This window comes from Pantoea sp. X-Soil-OKNW-713, from assembly GCF_059730685.1.
In genome coordinates this window covers 94,602-111,741 of sequence record NZ_AP035995.1, presented here as the reverse complement: position 1 = coordinate 111,741, position 17,140 = coordinate 94,602, and the positions used below count along the sequence as shown (strand labels likewise).

Sequence of the window (17,140 nt, the reverse complement as noted above, 5' to 3'; positions counted from 1 at the left end):
GGCCCACGCTGAACTCGCTACAGGGAAATGTCATGTTGCAGGAAACCCGTTTACATCGCATTCGCGCGCTGCTGACGACACATCATCAGGTCAGTACCGAACGCGTCATCAAAGAGCTGGGCATTTCGCGGGAAACGGCGCGGCGAGATATTATCGAGCTGGAAGCGCAGGGCGTGGCACGGCGTGTCCACGGTGGTTTAGTCGCGGTAGACAGCCAGCCGGAAGCGCCGCTACGCGTACGTCGCAGCGCACAGGCGAAGGAGAAACGCGCCATTGCTGTGGCTGCGGCACAACATCTGCAACCCGGCCAGACGTTATTCCTCGATTCTGGCACCACCACCACCCTGCTGGCCGAAGAGCTGCGCACCATGTCCGGGCTGACTATCATCACCAACAGCCTGCAAGCCGCGCTGGCGCTCAGCGCATCTGAAGAACATGAGCCGCTGAATAATCAGGTGATTTTGCTGGGCGGCATGATGTCTGCCGGGGCACAACAGACGCGCGGGGAAATAACGGTGGGCGAGATTTATCGCTATCGGGCCGATGTGGCGCTGTTGTCACCGGTGGGCATTGAGGCCAAACACGGAGCCACCAGCTTTCACCCGCATGAAGCCGCGATTGCGCGCGCCATGGTGCAGCAGGCCAGCCGCACCATCCTGCTGGCGGATCACAGCAAACTGGGCGTGGTGAGCCGTAGCCAATACGCCCCGATTGCCGGGATTGATCTGCTGATTTGCGATGCGGGTCAGGCAAAACCCGGTGCGCTCAGCGCGCTGCAACAGGCGCTGGCGCAGGTTCAGGTGGTTTAGCGCAACCGCTGGGGGTGGGTATAGATGGTGGCGCGGCCCGGTTTACTGAAACCGACCAGCGTCAGGTTGCTACGTTGCGCCACCTCCACCGCCAACTGCGTTGCCGCCGACACCGCGAACAGAATTTCAACGCCGCACATCGCCGACTTCTGCACCATCTCATAACTGGCGCGACTGGAAACCAGCACCGCGCCCTGCTGCCAGTCGGCCTTGCTGCGATAACCCAGCAGCTTATCCAGCGCCACATGACGCCCCACATCTTCACAGCCGCCGCGCAGCTCACCTTGCGGCGACATCCAGGCAGCAGCGTGAGTGCAGCCGGTCAATTCACCCACCGGCTGGAAGTCGCGCAGACGCGCTAATCCGGCATCGAGATGCTCAAGGGCAAAGGTTTGGGTAAAAGGCAGCGGTGTAATCGGTTTGCCTATCTGATCCAGCTGCTCCACACCACATACGCCACAGCCGGTACGGCCTGCCATCGCCCGGCGTTGTTCCTTCAGTGCCATAAAGCGACGGCTGGAGAGTTCAATTTGCACTTCAATGCCGTTGCAGCCGGGCACCACATCAAGACCAAAAATATCCTGTGGCGTGTCGATGATGCCTTCAGAGAGCGAAAAGCCCAGGGCAAACGCCTCCAGGTCATTGGGCGTCGCCATCATCACCACATGGGAAATGCCGTTGTAGACCAACGCCACCGGAACTTCCTGCGCCAGCCAGTCCGGCTCCGCGTGAGTGATATCACGCCGCTGCCACACCTGCGCCTGACGCGCGCCTGAGATCTCACTCACATTAGCCTGATCTTTCTGTGTCACTTTGTTCGCCTCGCACAACAACCTTACAAAAGCAGTGGTAATATTTAGCCGCTATACTCGCTTTTTTAGTTGGGTCATTTTGAACCCTTAGCCAGTGCACCGCAAAAATAATAAACGTGAGTAATGTCGAACCAAGGATTATCTCCCATGAACGTCAGCAGAAGAAAATTCTTCAAAATCTGCGCGGGCGGTATGGCGGGGACCACGGCAGCCCTTCTCGGTTTTACCCCCGAGGTGGCGCTGGCGGAAACGCGACAGTACAAGCTGTTGCGCGCCCGCGAAACCCGTAATACCTGCACCTACTGCTCCGTCGGCTGTGGCCTGTTGATGTACAGCCTCGGCGATGGCGCAAAAAACGCTAAAGAAACTATCTTCCACATTGAGGGCGATCCGGATCATCCGGTCAGCCGCGGGGCGTTGTGCCCGAAAGGCGCAGGTCTGCTGGATTTTGTTCACAGCGACAGTCGCCTGCACTACCCGGAATATCGCGCGCCAGGTTCGGATAAATGGCAGCGCATCAGCTGGGACGATGCTTTTGATCGTATCGCGAAGTTGATGAAAGCCGACCGTGATGCCCACTTTGTGGCGCAAAACGCCGCCGGTGTCACCGTCAACCGCTGGCTGACCACGGGCATGCTGTGTGCCTCGGCTTCCAGCAATGAAACCGGCTATCTCACCCAGAAAATGACCCGATCGCTCGGTATGCTGGCGGTCGACAACCAGGCACGCGTCTGACACGGACCAACGGTAGCAAGTCTTGCTCCAACATTTGGTCGCGGTGCGATGACCAATCACTGGGTCGACATCCGTAATGCCAACCTGATTGTGGTAATGGGCGGTAATGCGGCTGAAGCGCATCCGGTCGGTTTCCGCTGGGCGATGGAAGCCAAAATCTTCAACAAAGCCAAACTGATTGTCATCGATCCGCGCTTTACGCGCACTGCATCGGTGGCGGATTTCTATACGCCAATTCGCTCCGGCTCCGACATCGCTTTTCTGTCGGGCGTGCTGCGCTGGCTGATGGAAAACGACAAAATTCAGCATGAATATGTGCAGGCGTACACCAACGCCAGCCTGATTGTGCGCGAAGATTTTCACTTCGAGGATGGCCTGTTCAGCGGCTATGACGCTGACAACCGTAAATACGACAAAACCAGCTGGAACTACGAGTTGGGTGAGGACGGCTTCGCCAAACGCGACGACAGCCTGAGCCATCCGCGCTGCGTGTGGAACCTGCTGAAGCAGCATGTCAGCCGCTATACGCCGGAGATGGTCGAACGCATTTGCGGCACGCCAAAAGCGGATTTCCTGCACGTCTGCGAACTGATCGGCGAAACCAGCGCGCGCGATCGCACCACCTCGTTCCTGTATGCCCTTGGCTGGACCCAGCACTCCATCGGGGCACAGAACATCCGCACCATGGCGATGATTCAGCTACTGCTTGGCAACATGGGGATGGCAGGTGGCGGCGTTAATGCGCTGCGCGGTCACTCCAATATTCAGGGGCTGACCGATCTTGGCCTGCTGTCACAAAGCCTGCCGGGCTATATGACGCTGCCGTCGGAGAAGCAGACCGATCTGCAAACCTATCTCAACGCCAACACGCCAAAACCGGCACTGCCCGGCCAGGTCAACTACTGGGGCAACTACCCGAAATTCTTCGTGAGCATGATGAAAGCCTTCTTTGGCGACAAAGCGCAGGCGGAGAATAGCTGGGGCTTTGACTGGCTGCCGAAGTGGGACAAAGGCTACGACGTGTTGCAGTACTTCGAGATGATGTCGCAGGGCAAAGTGAACGGCTACCTGTGCCAGGGCTTCAACCCGGTGGCGTCGTTCCCCAACAAACGCAAAGTGATTGATTCGCTGTCGAAGCTGAAATTCCTCGTCACTATCGACCCGCTCAACACCGAAACCTCGACCTTCTGGCAGCATCACGGCGAGTTTAACGATGTTGATCCGGCACAGATTCAGACCGAGGTATTCCGCCTGCCCTCCACCTGTTTTGCCGAGGAGAATGGCTCAATCGTCAATTCCGGTCGCTGGTTGCAGTGGCACTGGAAAGGTCAGGATGGACCGGGTGAAGCGCGCAACGACGGTGAAATCCTCGCGGGCATCTACCTGCGGCTGCGCGAGATGTATGCGCGCGAAGGCGGTGCCGCGCCGGAACCGGTGCTGAACATGACCTGGAACTACCTGACGCCAGAAAACCCGGCGTCGGAAGAGGTGGCGATGGAGAGCAACGGCAAGGCGCTGGCGGATATCATGGATGACAAAGGCACCCTACTGGTGAAAAAAGGCCAGCAGCTCAGTACCTTTGCGCATCTTAAAGATGACGGCAGCACCAGTAGCGGCTGCTGGATCTTTGCCGGGAGCTGGACGCCGGAAGGCAACCAGATGGCGCGACGCGATAACGCCGACCCATCCGGTCTTGGCAACACGCTGAACTGGAGCTGGGCGTGGCCGCTCAACCGTCGCATCCTCTACAACCGCGCCTCCGCCGACCCACAAGGCAACCCGTGGGATGCCAAACGTCAGTTGCTGAAATGGGATGGCAGCAAGTGGGCCGGGATGGATATCCCGGACTACAGCACCGCCGCCCCGGGCAGCAACGTCGGGCCGTTTATCATGCAGCCCGATGGCATGGGCCGCCTGTTCGCGCTCGACAAAATGGCGGAAGGCCCGTTCCCGGAACACTATGAACCGTTTGAGACGCCGATTGGCACCAACCCGCTGCACCCCAATGTGGTGTCGAATCCGGCGGCACGCGTGTTCAAGGACGATCTGGCGGCGATGGGCAACGCCGGACAGTTCCCGTACGTCGGCACCACCTATCGCCTCACCGAGCATTTCCACTTCTGGACCAAACACGCGCGGCTCAACGCCATCGCGCAACCGGAACAGTTTGTTGAGATCGGTGAAGTACTGGCGAACAAGCTCGGCATCGCCCAGGGCGACACGGTGAAAGTCAGCTCGAATCGCGGCTATATCAAGGCCAAAGCGGTGGTCACCAAACGTCTGCGTCCGTTGCAGGTAGATGGCAAAACCGTGGATACCATCGGTATCCCGATTCACTGGGGTTATCAGGGCGTGGCGAAAAAAGGCTTTATCGCTAATACCCTGACGCCGTTTGTCGGTGACGCCAACACACAAACGCCGGAGTTTAAGGCGTTTCTGGTTAACGTCGAGAAGGTGTAAGGAGAACGAAGATGGCTTATCAATCGCAAGACATTATCCGCCGCTCCGCCACCAACGGCGTGACGCCGCCACCGCAGGCGCGCAACCATCAGCAGGAGGTGGCGAAGTTAATCGACGTCACCACCTGTATCGGTTGCAAAGCCTGTCAGGTCGCCTGTTCGGAGTGGAACGACATCCGCGACGAGATCGGTCATAACGTCGGGGTGTATGACAACCCGGCGGATTTGACCGCCAAGTCCTGGACGGTAATGCGTTTTTCTGAGGTTGAAGAGAACGGCAAGCTGGAATGGTTGATCCGCAAAGATGGCTGCATGCACTGCGCCGATCCTGGCTGTCTGAAGGCTTGTCCTTCAGAAGGGGCGATCATTCAGTACGCCAACGGCATTGTTGATTTTCAGTCTGAGCAATGTATCGGCTGCGGTTACTGCATCGCCGGTTGTCCGTTCGACGTGCCGCGCCTCAATAAAGAGGACAACCGCGTGTATAAATGCACGCTGTGCGTCGATCGTGTCACCGTCGGTCAGGAACCGGCCTGCGTGAAAACCTGCCCGACCGGGGCAATTCATTTTGGCAGCAAAGTGGATATGCAGACCCTGGCCGGAGAACGGGTGGAGGAGCTGAAAACACGCGGCTACGCCCATGCCGGGCTGTACGACCCGGCAGGCGTTGGCGGTACGCATGTGATGTATGTGCTGCACCACGCCAACAAACCGCAGCTTTACCACGGCCTGCCGGAAAACCCGAGCATCAGCTCCGCCGTCACCTTCTGGAAAGGCATCTGGAAACCGCTGGCGGCGGTGGGATTTGCTGCCACCTTTGCGGCGGCGGTGTTCCACTACGTCGGCGTCGGGCCGAACCGGGTGGATGAGGACGAGGAGGAAAAATGATGAAAAAGCGCGATCGCCTGGTACGCTACAGCGCGCCGGAACGCATCAATCACTGGATTGTGGCGTTGTGCTTTGTCTTCGCTGCGCTCAGCGGTTTAGGTTTCTTTTTTCCGTCGTTTAACTGGCTGATGCATGTTTTGGGTACGCCGCAGCTGGCGCGTATTCTGCATCCTTTTGTTGGCGTGGTGATGTTTGCTGCCTTTTTAATCATGTTCTTACGTTACTGGCGGCAGAATTTGATTAACCGTGAGGACATCATATGGGCGAAAAACATCCACAAAATCGTGCGCAATGAGGAGGTCGGTGATACCGGCAAATACAACTTCGGGCAGAAGTGTGTGTTCTGGGCTGCTATCATCAGCTTAGTCATGCTGCTGGTGAGTGGAATTGTGATTTGGCGGCCATACTTCGCCGGTGCCTTCTCCATTCCGCTAATTCGCGCCGCACTGGTGGTGCATTCGGTCTCAGCCGTGGCGCTGATTATCGTGATTATGGTGCATATCTACGCTGCCTTGTGGGTTAAGGGCACCATTACCGCGATGGTTGAAGGTTGGGTCCCTGCCGCGTGGGCGAAGAAACATCACCCACGCTGGTATCGCGAGCAGCGCCAACGCCAAACACAACAGGAAAAACGCCCCTGATGAGTATTCGCATTATCCCGCAGGACCAGCTGGAGAAAAGCGATAAGAAAACGGCGGATAACATTCCGCCGTTACTTTTCCCCCGGCTGAAAAACTTGTATAGCCGACGGGCCGCCCGTTTGCGCGAGCTGGCAGCGAAAAATCCGCTCGGTGATTATCTGCGCTTTGCCGCCGTGATCGCCCAGGCACAGGAAATCGTGCTGTATGACCATCCTCTCCAGCTCGATTTGCGTGCCCGCCTGGCGCAAAGTGCCGAACAGGGCATCCCGCCGCTGGATATTCACACTTACCCGCGCGATCCCCACTGGCAACGGCTACTGCATTCGCTGATCGCCGAACTGAAGCCAGAGATGAGCGGTCAGGCGCTGGCGGTGCTGGAGAATCTGGAGAAAGCCTCGGCGACTGAACTGGAGACGCTGGCGACTGCTCTGCTCGAAGGTAACTTCGCCCAGGTCAGCAACGATAAATCACCGTTTATCTGGGCGGCATTATCGATCTACTGGGCGCAGATGGCGGCATTAATTCCGGGTAAAGCCCATGCTGAATATGGCGAGCATCGTCAGTTCTGTCCGGTGTGCGCCAGCGTACCGGTTGCCAGCGTGGTACATATGGATGTCGGTCAGCAGGGATTGCGTTATCTGCATTGCAATCTGTGCGAAAGTGAATGGTATGTGGTACGCAGCAAATGTTCTAATTGCGAGCAGACGCGTGACCTGCATTACTGGTCGCTGGATAGCGAGATGGCGGCGATAAAAGCCGAAAGCTGTGGCGATTGCGGCACCTACCTGAAGATGCTGTACCAGGAGAAAGATCCGGCGGTGGAGCCAGTGGCAGACGACCTGGCTTCACTGGTGCTGGATGCGCGGATGGAGCAGGAAGGGTTTTCCCGTAGTAGCCTGAACCCGTTTTTGTTTCCAGGCGAAGGGTAATTCTGCGTTTTACATATTTCTGCGCATCGTAGCGGCGCGATTTATCGTGCAATATCGTGAACCGTGCCCGAAAAAAACCGCGCGATTAATCGCGCTACACCACGGAGGCGTTCGATGAAACTGATTGGCAGCTACACCAGCCCTTTTGTGCGTAAAATTTCAGTGATCATGCTGGAAAAGGGCATCGTCTTCGAGTTTGTTAACGAATCACCGTGGAACGCTGACAGCCATGTGCCGCATTACAATCCGCTGGGTAAAGTTCCGGCGCTGGTTGATGACAATAAGCTCACCTGGTTTGACTCGGCGATCATCGCCGAAGCCATCGAGCTACGTGGTGAAGCACCTCAGCTTTTGCCTGATGACCGCTGGCGCGCGTTGCAAATCCGCCAACTGGAAAAACTGGCCGACGGCATCAGCGATGCAGCCCTGCTGATTGTACGCGAACAAATGCGCCCCGGAGATCAGCAATCCGAAGAGGTTTTGTTGCGTAACCGGGAAAAAATCCTGCGCGGTCTGGATGCACTGGAAATCGCTGCCGCTCAGGGCGATCTGCTCAACAGCGACACCCTCAATCTGGCGGATATCGCCACCGGTTGCATGATTGGCTACATTAATTTCCGCCGCGTGGTGCCGAACTGGTGCGTCAATCGTCCGGCACTGATCAAACTGGCAGAGAAGCTATTTAAGCGGGAGAGCTTTGCCCGCACTGTCCCGGCCTCCAGTTAAAAGTTCTGCTTAATGAAAAATCTGTTTAGTCAGCTGCCTGCCATTGATAGCCTGCTGCGCGACCCCGCGTTGCAGCCATTAATTGATGATGCAGGCACCGCCTTTGCCACCCGACAGCTCCGCGCGATGCAGCAAGAAGCACGCGAGTATATCCAGCAACATCAGGGACTTCCCGCCTGGCACGCTAACTGGCCGGATGAAGCACTGCGCCGCAGTGAGCAACAGCGCCAAAGCGCGTTGCGCCCGGTGTTTAATCTGACCGGCACGGTGCTGCACACCAATTTAGGCCGCGCCTGTTTAAGCGATGCGGCAATCGCGGCTGTCACCGCCAGCCTGCGCCAGCCGGTGACGCTGGAGTATGCGCTGGATGATGCCGCGCGCGGTCATCGCGATCGCGCCGTTGCCGCCCTGCTGTGCGAACTGACTGGCGCGGAAGACGCCTGTATCGTCAACAACAACGCGGCGGCGGTTTTACTGATGCTGGCGACCCTGGCACCAGGGCGTGAAGTGGTGGTTTCCCGTGGTGAGCTGGTGGAGATTGGCGGTGCGTTCCGTATTCCTGACGTGATGCGCCAGGCCGGATGCCGGCTGGTGGAGGTCGGCACCACCAATCGCACCCATTTAAAAGATTATCGCGCCGCTATCACCGACGATAGCGGCTTGTTGATGAAAGTTCATACCAGCAATTATCAGATTCAGGGCTTCACACATGCGGTGTCCGAGGCTGAACTGGTGGCGCTGGCAGAAGAACATCAGTTGCCGGTCATCACCGATCTCGGCAGCGGTTCGCTTATCGACATGACCGCATACGGTCTGCCCGCTGAACCCATGCCGCAACAGTTGATAGCGGCGGGCGTCAGCCTGGTCAGCTTTTCCGGCGACAAACTGCTGGGTGGCCCGCAGGCGGGGATCATCATCGGCAAAAAAGCGTTGATCGCCCGACTGCAACAACATCCACTGAAACGTGCGCTACGCGTCGATAAAATGACGCTGGCGGCGCTGGAAGCGACACTGCAACTCTATCGTCACCCGGAGAATCTTGCGGTTGCGCTACCCACGCTGCACCTGCTGACGCGTCCCGCAGCGGAAATCCGGCAACTGGCGGAACGCCTGCTGCCTGCTCTGGAGAATACGTTTGGCGGGGATTTTTCGCTGGCTATCGCCCCTTGTTCGTCACAAATCGGCAGCGGATCGCTACCGGTAGAACGTCTCCCCAGCGTTGCTATTACCTTCAGCCCACGCGACGGTCAGGGCGGCACGCTACACGCCCTGGCACAACGTTGGCGCGCCCTGCCGCAGCCGGTCATTGGCCGTCTCCAGGAAGGCAAGCTGTGGCTCGATTTGCGCTGCCTGACAGATGAAACCGCCTTTCTGCGGAATCTGCTGCCATGATCATCGCCACCGCCGGACATGTTGATCATGGCAAAACCGCGCTGCTACAGGCGCTGACCGGCATCAATGCTGACCGTCTGCCAGAAGAACAACGACGAGGCATGACCATCGACCTCGGATATGCTTACTGGCCGCAACCCGATGGCCGGGTGATCGGTTTTATTGATGTGCCAGGCCATGAGAAGTTTCTCGCCAATATGCTGGCGGGCATCGGCGGCATCCACCATGCGTTGCTGGTGGTGGCCTGTGACGATGGCGTGATGCCGCAAACGCGTGAACATTTGCAGCTACTGAGCCTCGCCGGGCAACCGCCACTTAGCGTGGCGTTGACCAAAGCGGATCGGGTCGATGGCGCACGCATTGACGAAGTGCAGCAGCAGGTCGCGCAGCTCACGCAACAGCTGGGCTGGCCTGATGCCGCGCAATTTGTTACCAGCAGCACCACGTTGCAAGGTATTGATGCCCTGCGCCTGCATCTGATTGGGCTGACGGAACCCCCGTTTACTCCCCGCTACCGTTTTCGCCTCGCCATCGACCGTGCTTTTACCCTCAAGGGCACCGGGCTGGTGGTGACGGGTACGGCGCTGGCCGGAGAAGTCCACGTCGGCGATACCCTGTGGCTGACCGGCGTCAACCAACCGGTACGCGTGCGCGCCCTGCATGCGCAGAACCAGGCCGTGAGTCACGCGCAGGCCGGGCAACGTATCGCCTTAAATATTGTTGGCGAGGTGGAAAAAGCGCAAATCACCCGAGGTGACTGGTTGCTGAGTCAGCAGCAGGACCAGGGCACCACGCGACTCACGGTAGCGCTTAACCTGCTGCACCCCCAGAAAAATGCGTCTCAACCGGTACACGTCCATCACGCCGCCAGCCATGTCACTGGCCGTTTAACCTTACTCAGCGAGCAGCTGGGAGAACTGGTTCTCAGCACCCCACTGTGGCTGGCGGATAATGATCATCTGATCATTCGCGACAGCAATGCGCAGCACACGCTGGCGGGTGGACGGGTGATTCTGCTGAACAGCAAAAAACGCGGTAAACGCCAGCCCGATTACCTGACCTGGCTTGAGCAGCTGGCGCTGTCTGATGATGATGAAACCAACCTGCGCGCCCATCTCAGGCATCAACCGGCTGACGGCAGTGAACTGGCCTGGGCGCGACAGCTGACCCCGACCGCGATGGATGCCCTGCTCGCCCGTATTGCCCCGGTGCGTTTACATCATGCGTTGATGGACCCGGCACAGGCCAGCCGCTGGCAGCAGCAATTGTGCGACGCGCTGGCGCATTTTCACCAGCAGCACCAGGAACAACCGGGTATTGGTCACGATCGCCTGCGGCGCATTGCGCTGCCACAGGCCCCGGCCGGGCTGGTGCTGGCGTTAATCGAGCAGATGCTGGCGCAGGGGCTGATTCAGCAACGCCACGGCTGGTTGCACCTCCCCAACTTCGAACCGCGCTTTAACCCGCAGGAAGAGATGTTATGGCAGCAGGCTGGGCCGCTGTTTGCCGACCAGCCACTTTGGGTGCGGGATATTGCCTCCGCACTCCGGCAGGATGAACTGACGGTTCGCGCCCTGCTGCTGACTGCGGCACGGCTCGGTCATATCACGGCGATCGTGCGTGATCGCTACTACCGCAGCGACCAGATCCAGATCTTCGCCGATCTGATTCGCCAACGCGCTGCGCTGGGCGGCAGCACCACCACCGCCGATTTCCGTAACCAGCTTGGCACCGGGCGTAAAGTGGCGGTGCAGATTCTGGAATTCTTTGATCGCAGCGGTTTTACCCGCCGTCGCGGCAATGAGCACCTGCTGCGCGATGCGCGGTTGTTTAACGCCTGTTCCTCCGAACACGCAATTTCGTAGCGGCGCGATTTATCGCGCAATTAATGTACAGAACAAAAAATCGCGCGATAAATCGCGCCGCTACGGAAAAACAAAAGGGACGATTTCTCGTCCCTTTTAGTAACAACCTGGCTCGCGTTACTGCAACAGCGAAATATCCGCCACTTGCAGGAACAGCTCGCGCAGTTGGGCCAGCAGCGTCAGACGGTTAATACGTACCGCCTGGTCATCCGCGTTGACCATCACTTTGTCGAAGAAGTTATCGACCGATTCACGCAGTTGCGCCAGTTCAATCAACGCATCCTGATAGCGGCCTTCTGCGAAGTACGGTTGCAGTTTGCTGCTCAGGGCCGTCACGAAGGTTGCCAGTTGGATCTCTTCGTTCTCTTTCAGCAACGAAGCCTGCACGCTGTCGTTCAGGGTTTCAGTCGATTTCGCCAGAATGTTGGAAACACGCTTGTTGGCTGCTGCCAGCGTGGTTGCCGCTTCCAGCGTACGGAAGTGCGAAACCGCCTTCATGCGGGCATCGAAATCTGCCGGACGAGTCGGACGACGCGCCAGCACCGCCTGAATGGTGTCCACGCTGTGGCCTTCTTCCTGATACCAGGTACGGAAACGACCCAGCATAAAGTCGATCACATCATCCACCACCTTCGCATTGCTCAGCTTGCTGCCGTACAGACGCACGGCTTCCTCGGTGAGGGTTTGCAGATCGAGCGGCAGGTTCTTCTCCACGATAATGCGCAGCACGCCCAGCGCAGCACGGCGCAGCGCGAACGGATCTTTATCGCCTTTCGGGTGCTGACCAATCCCGAAGATGCCCGCCAGGGTATCCATTTTGTCGGCAATCGCTACGGCACAGGCAACCGGGTTGGACGGCAGTGCATCACCGGCAAAGCGCGGTTGGTACTGTTCATTCAGCGCCACCGCCACATCTTCCGCTTCGCCATCATGACGCGCGTAATGCATGCCCATCACACCCTGGGTGTCGGTGAACTCGAACACCATGTTGGTCATCAGGTCGCATTTGGACAGCAGGCCAGCACGGGTCGCGTGATTCACATCAGCACCGATTTGCGCGGCAATCCAGCCAGCCAACGCCTGAATACGGTCGGTTTTATCACGCAGCGTACCCAGCTCTTTCTGGAACAGCACGGTTTCCAGACGCGGCAGATGATCTTCCAGACGCTTTTTGCGGTCGGTATTGAAGAAGAACTCGGCATCGGCCAGACGCGGGCGCACCACCTTCTCGTTACCGGAGATAATCTGCTGCGGATCGCTGGATTCAATGTTGGCAACGAAGATGAAGTTCGGCAGCAATTTGCCGTCGTTGGCGTAAACCGGGAAGTATTTCTGGTCACCTTTCATGGTGTACACCAGTGCTTCTGCCGGTACGGCGAGGAACTTCTCTTCGAACGTGGCGGTCAGTACCACTGGCCACTCCACCAGCGAAGTCACTTCTTCCAGCAGGCTGTCGCTCAGGTCAGCATTGCCGCCCAGCTTCAGCGCCGCTTGCTCGGCATCGGCTTTGATCTGTGCTTTACGGGCCGCGTAATCCGCCACGACCTTGCCGCGTTCCAGCAGCAGTTGCGGGTACTGATCGGCATGGTCGAGGGTAATTTCTGGCTCGCCCATAAAACGGTGACCACGGATCACGCGATCGGACTGAATTCCGAGAATGGTAGCCGGGATCAGCTCATCACCCAGCAGCAGCGTAACGGTGTGCACCGGACGCACAAACTGCACGTCACTGGCACCCCAGCGCATCAGTTTCGGGATCGGCAGCTTACTGAGCGCGGTCGCGATCATCGCAGGCAGCAGCGTCTGGGCGCTTTCGCCCTGCACCTGCGCACGATATACCAGCCATTCGCCTTTATCGGTGCTCAGACGCTCGGCCTGATCAACGGTGATGCCGTTACCACGCGCCCAGCCTTCAGCGGCTTTGGTGGCATTGCCATCAGCATCAAACGCAGCGGCGATAGCCGGGCCACGTTTTTCAACTTCGCGATCCGGCTGTGCGGCCGCCAGGCTTGCCACTTTCAGCGCCAGACGACGCGGAGCAGCAAACCAGCTCACCTCACCATGCGCCAGTCCGGCGGCATCCAGTTCAGCGGTAACGTGCGCAGCAAAGGCTTCCGCCAGGCTGCGTAGCGCTTTCGGAGGCAACTCTTCGGTGCCAATTTCCACCAGGAAAGTTTTATCGGTCATGGCTGCCTCTTACTTGTTGTTATTGCACATCGGGAAGCCCAGCGCCTCACGGGAGGCGTAGTAGGCTTCTGCCACGGCTTTGGTCAGGGTGCGAATGCGCAGAATGTAGCGCTGACGCTCGGTGACCGAGATCGCCTTACGCGCGTCCAGCAGGTTAAAGCTGTGCGCGGCTTTCAGGATGCGCTCATACGCCGGCAACGGCAGTGGTTTTTCCAGCGCCAGCAGGTGCTGCGCTTCTTTCTCGTACTGCTCGAAGCAGGTGAAGAGGAAGTCCACATCAGCGTATTCGAAGTTGTAAGTTGACTGCTCCACTTCGTTCTGGTGGAACACATCACCGTAGGTGGTTTTGCCCAGCGCGCCGTCGCTCCAGGTAAGATCGTAAACGCTGTCCACACCCTGGATATACATCGCCAGACGCTCCAGACCGTAGGTGATCTCGCCAGTCACCGGCTTACACTCCAGGCCGCCCACCTGCTGGAAGTAGGTGAACTGCGTCACTTCCATGCCGTTGAGCCACACTTCCCAGCCAAGACCCCAGGCACCCAGCGTCGGGTTTTCCCAGTTGTCTTCCACGAAGCGAATGTCGTGTACGGTCGGATCGATACCCAGCTCTTTCAGCGACCCAAGGTACAGCTCCTGAATGTTGTCCGGTGAAGGTTTGATGATCACCTGGAACTGGTAGTAGTGCTGTAAACGGTTCGGGTTTTCACCGTAGCGTCCATCGGTCGGACGACGTGACGGCTGCACATAAGCAGCAGCAATGGGCTCTGGCCCTAATGCGCGCAGGCAAGTCATCGGGTGAGAGGTGCCAGCGCCCACTTCCATGTCCAGCGGTTGGACGATGGTGCAGCCCTGACGCGCCCAGTAATCCTGCAAGGTCAGGATCAGGCCCTGAAAGGTCTTGGTATCAAACTTTTGCATGTTGAATTCGCACGCGATACGGGTGGATTAAAAAAGAGTGCGACAGTATACCCTTTGGTCGCGCAATGTGCAGCCGGAAATCCTGACGGTGGCATCGCGGGTAAAAACCGTCAAAACGCAACAATAAGAAAATCGTATACGATTACAGACACGCCATTATATCCCGCCCAAAAACCGATTTTAATAATTTAAAATCATACAGATAAACACAAATCACATCTGTGTCACTTCGTGACGCGCATCACCTTTTTTACCTCATGGTCAAAAATCGCACATTGACACTTGTATAATCGTATACGAAATTGCGGTGAAACGAATTTGATGAGAATTTGACCATGAAAACCGCGATTGCCTATCCCGGCATGAATGCCAATGACCGCCCGATGGGGCCAGCACCGCTCTCTGCCGCCGTATTGCATGAGCCGATGCTGTTTATCTCCGGCCAGGTCGCGATTGATCCCTATAGCGGCCAGATCATCGGTAACGATATCGCCAGCCAGACCCGTCAGGTGTTGAAGAATGTTGGCGACCTGTTAAGCGCCGCGCAGATGACTTTCGACAACGTGGTGCGCGTGACCATTTTTCTCACCGACCTCAGCACCTTTGCCGCCATGAACGAGGCGTACAGCGAATTTTTCTCGTTCCCGTTCCCGGCGCGCGCCACCGTCGGCATTCAGCTCAACCATCCTGACCTGCTGGTCGAGATGGAAGTCACCGCGATGCGTTAAGGAGCGGCGATGCATATCCATATTGAAAACGATGCCAACGGCCCGGATGCACTGCAACTCCCCGTTGAACTGCTGCGTCAGCGGCTGGAGACACACCCGCAACTGCGGAGCCACTTCACGCTGACCGAAAACAGCGACGCCACGCACAGCGCCACCTTCCTCGCGAATGTCGACATTCTGTGGGCCGGGCGCAAGCTGGCGCTCGACCAGTTCGCAGCCCCTCGCCTCAGTTGGGTACAGGTGATGTCAGCGGGTGTCGAGCAGTGGCTGCCTCATTTGCCACAAGGCGTGACGCTGACCAACGCCTCGGGGGTACATGGCGACAAAGGCGCGGAATTTATTTTGATGGCGGCGCTGATGTTTAACTTCGGCATCCCTGGATTTCTTCAGGATCAGGCCCAGCGGTTATGGCGTCCGAGCTTCGGTGGCTGTGCGCGGGGCAAAACCGTGCTGCTGCTGGGTGTGGGCGGCATCGGCTCCGCAGCGGCCCGGTTGCTGACGGCGCAGGGTTATCGCGTGGTTGGCGTCACGCGCAGCGGCGAATGTAGCGCTCCGGTGGAACGCTGCATCAGCATCGATGCCATCGATGAAGTGCTGCCGCAGGTGGATGTGTTGGTATCAACGCTGCCACTGACGGCGCAAACCCGCCGGTTATTGGATCGTCGCCGTCTCGACCTGCTGCCGAAGCGGGCGGGGATTGTGATTGTTGGTCGCGCCGATGTGTTTGATTACAACGCGATGCGCGAGAAGTTAAACGCGGGCGAACTGGCAGGCGCGGTACTGGATGTCTATCCGCAGGAACCGCTCCCCACTGACGACCCGCTGTGGCACACCCCCGGTGTGGTGATGACGCCGCACTGTAGCCTCGACGATCACGCCGCTTACCTTGAGGGTTGCCTTGAGGTGTTTATCGATAACCTGGTGCGCTTCCGCAGTGGTCGGGCGCTGCGTAATCAGGTGGATGTCGCTCGCGGATATTAAAGGACGCGTGATAAATCACGCCGCTACAAAACATGGGGAATTTTACGCGTAGCGGCGCGATTTATCGCGCGAATTTAAAACAGCACCAAAAAGTTCATAAATCAGAAGGTCATCGCTTAACCATTCACCATGCACCAGGGGAACCTTATTATGAAATTTGCACGCCTCGCTTTGTTGTTATCTGGCCTTACCGGCACTTTGCTGGCTGGCCTGTCCAGCGCCCATGCGGCCACTGATCCGATCAAACCCACCGCCAGCGACTTCGCCGCCATGACGCAGTGCAAAACGCTGCAAACCAAATATCCGTCACTGAAAGGCAAAGATCTGGTGGTTGGCCTTGGTGGCTACACCAAAGGGTTTGAAGCGCCGTCAGAGAAAGATCCCAGCATCATTGAAGGTCTTGATCCTTCGCTGTTCGAACGTATCAGCAGTTGTCTCGGCGCAAAACACAGCTACCAGAACGGTTCGTTCAACGTGCTGCTGACCTCCATCGCCAGTGGCCGGGCTGATATCGGCCCGATGCTGTACGTCACCGATGAACGCCTGAAGCAGATCGCCTTCGTTGCGTCGGTACAGGTGCAGGATGGTTCCGTGGTCGCCAAAGGTAACCCGAAGAAAATCAACAGCGTTGATGATCTGTGTGGCAAAACCGTCGCCGCTGCCGCTGGCACCTATGAAGCCAACAAACTGGTGCCAGAGCAGAGCGCCAAATGCACCGCCGCCGGGAAACCAGAAGTCAGCATGCTGATGGTGCAGAACACCGACAACAGCATCCAGGCAGTGAAAAGCGGTCGTGCCGACGTTTACCTGACCGAAGCCGGTTCAGCCCGCGCCATCGCCAAAGCTGATGGCACGCTGGACAGCGCCTTCACCGTGGATCTGCCAATTATGGTGGGCTTCCCGATTGCCAAAGATAACGCCACGCTGCGCAGCGCGGTGCTGGATGCCATGAAGGTAATTCAGGAAAGCGGCGCACAGAAAAAACTGCTCGAATACTGGGGCCAGGGCAGCAGCGCCGAACGCCCGGTGGTTGCACGCGGTTAATTACGTTCCTGAAAGCCTGCCGG

14 protein-coding genes are annotated in these 17,140 nt (G+C 57.9%); 11 read left to right on the top strand and 3 right to left on the bottom strand.

Translation table 11 applies throughout. The features are described 5' to 3' along the window. The first annotated feature begins 32 nt into the window (after positions 1–32). On the top strand, positions 33–809 hold the full coding sequence (locus AC6I8R_RS00535; RefSeq protein ID WP_021183718.1) for a DeoR/GlpR family DNA-binding transcription regulator: 777 nt from the start codon (positions 33–35) through the stop codon (positions 807–809). On the opposite strand, the gene fdhD is transcribed toward AC6I8R_RS00535, so the two are convergent. Next, positions 806–1,621 (bottom strand): formate dehydrogenase accessory sulfurtransferase FdhD, encoded by an 816-nt coding sequence (gene fdhD / locus AC6I8R_RS00530; RefSeq protein WP_208724504.1) that lies wholly within the window; start codon positions 1,619–1,621, stop codon positions 806–808. The two genes, AC6I8R_RS00535 and fdhD, sit on opposite strands and share 4 nt — an antisense overlap. 147 nt (positions 1,622–1,768) lie before the next feature. Between fdhD and fdnG the strand changes: the two genes are divergently transcribed. The 7 genes from fdnG to selB all read left to right on the top strand — a co-directional run bounded on the left by fdnG (position 1,769) and on the right by selB (position 11,256). Next, the gene (gene fdnG / locus AC6I8R_RS00525) at positions 1,769–4,816 is read left to right on the top strand and encodes a formate dehydrogenase-N subunit alpha (RefSeq protein WP_497831788.1); all 3,048 of its coding nucleotides are present in this window, start codon (positions 1,769–1,771) and stop codon (positions 4,814–4,816) included. A gap of 11 nt (positions 4,817–4,827) precedes the next feature. After that, positions 4,828–5,703 (top strand): formate dehydrogenase subunit beta, encoded by an 876-nt coding sequence (gene fdxH, locus AC6I8R_RS00520; RefSeq protein ID WP_021183716.1) that lies wholly within the window; start codon positions 4,828–4,830, stop codon positions 5,701–5,703. After that, positions 5,703–6,344, top strand: coding sequence for a formate dehydrogenase cytochrome b556 subunit (gene fdoI / locus AC6I8R_RS00515; protein WP_036625907.1), 642 nt, complete (start codon positions 5,703–5,705; stop codon positions 6,342–6,344). Before fdxH ends, fdoI begins: the two co-directional genes overlap by 1 nt. Beyond that, positions 6,344–7,273 carry a formate dehydrogenase accessory protein FdhE gene (fdhE, locus tag AC6I8R_RS00510; RefSeq protein WP_497831787.1) on the top strand — a complete coding sequence of 310 codons (930 nt, stop codon included), beginning with the start codon at positions 6,344–6,346 and terminating at the stop codon, positions 7,271–7,273. The genes fdoI and fdhE overlap by 1 nt, the downstream gene beginning before the upstream one ends. 114 nt (positions 7,274–7,387) lie before the next feature. Beyond that, positions 7,388–7,999, top strand: a complete 612-nt coding sequence (locus tag AC6I8R_RS00505) for a glutathione S-transferase (protein ID WP_021183713.1) — start codon at positions 7,388–7,390, stop codon at positions 7,997–7,999. A 12-nt stretch (positions 8,000–8,011) separates the two neighbouring features. Next, complete coding sequence (selA, locus tag AC6I8R_RS00500; RefSeq protein ID WP_415175051.1) at positions 8,012–9,391, top strand: L-seryl-tRNA(Sec) selenium transferase; 1,380 nt, start codon at positions 8,012–8,014, stop codon at positions 9,389–9,391. Further along, positions 9,388–11,256, top strand: a complete 1,869-nt coding sequence (gene selB, locus AC6I8R_RS00495; RefSeq protein ID WP_497831786.1) for a selenocysteine-specific translation elongation factor — start codon at positions 9,388–9,390, stop codon at positions 11,254–11,256. Before selA ends, selB begins: the two co-directional genes overlap by 4 nt. Before the next feature lie 117 nt (positions 11,257–11,373). Here the strand turns inward: selB and glyS are convergent, their stop codons facing one another. Beyond that, a complete protein-coding gene (glyS, locus tag AC6I8R_RS00490; protein WP_021183709.1) occupies positions 11,374–13,443 on the bottom strand; it encodes a glycine--tRNA ligase subunit beta in 2,070 nt (689 codons plus the stop codon). A gap of 9 nt (positions 13,444–13,452) precedes the next feature. Next, entirely contained in the window at positions 13,453–14,364 is a 912-nt protein-coding gene (gene glyQ / locus AC6I8R_RS00485; protein WP_021183708.1) for a glycine--tRNA ligase subunit alpha, read from the bottom strand. Between the two features lie 335 nt (positions 14,365–14,699). Between glyQ and AC6I8R_RS00480 the strand changes: the two genes are divergently transcribed. The 3 genes from AC6I8R_RS00480 to AC6I8R_RS00470 all read left to right on the top strand — a co-directional run bounded on the left by AC6I8R_RS00480 (position 14,700) and on the right by AC6I8R_RS00470 (position 17,117). Further along, positions 14,700–15,092 carry a RidA family protein gene (locus AC6I8R_RS00480; RefSeq protein WP_021183707.1) on the top strand — a complete coding sequence of 131 codons (393 nt, stop codon included), beginning with the start codon at positions 14,700–14,702 and terminating at the stop codon, positions 15,090–15,092. 9 nt (positions 15,093–15,101) lie between these two features. After that, entirely contained in the window at positions 15,102–16,073 is a 972-nt protein-coding gene (locus AC6I8R_RS00475; protein ID WP_497831785.1) for a D-2-hydroxyacid dehydrogenase, read from the top strand. 150 nt (positions 16,074–16,223) lie between these two features. Further along, a complete protein-coding gene (locus AC6I8R_RS00470) occupies positions 16,224–17,117 on the top strand; it encodes a transporter substrate-binding domain-containing protein (RefSeq protein WP_497831784.1) in 894 nt (297 codons plus the stop codon). Positions 17,118–17,140: the final 23 nt, after the last annotated feature.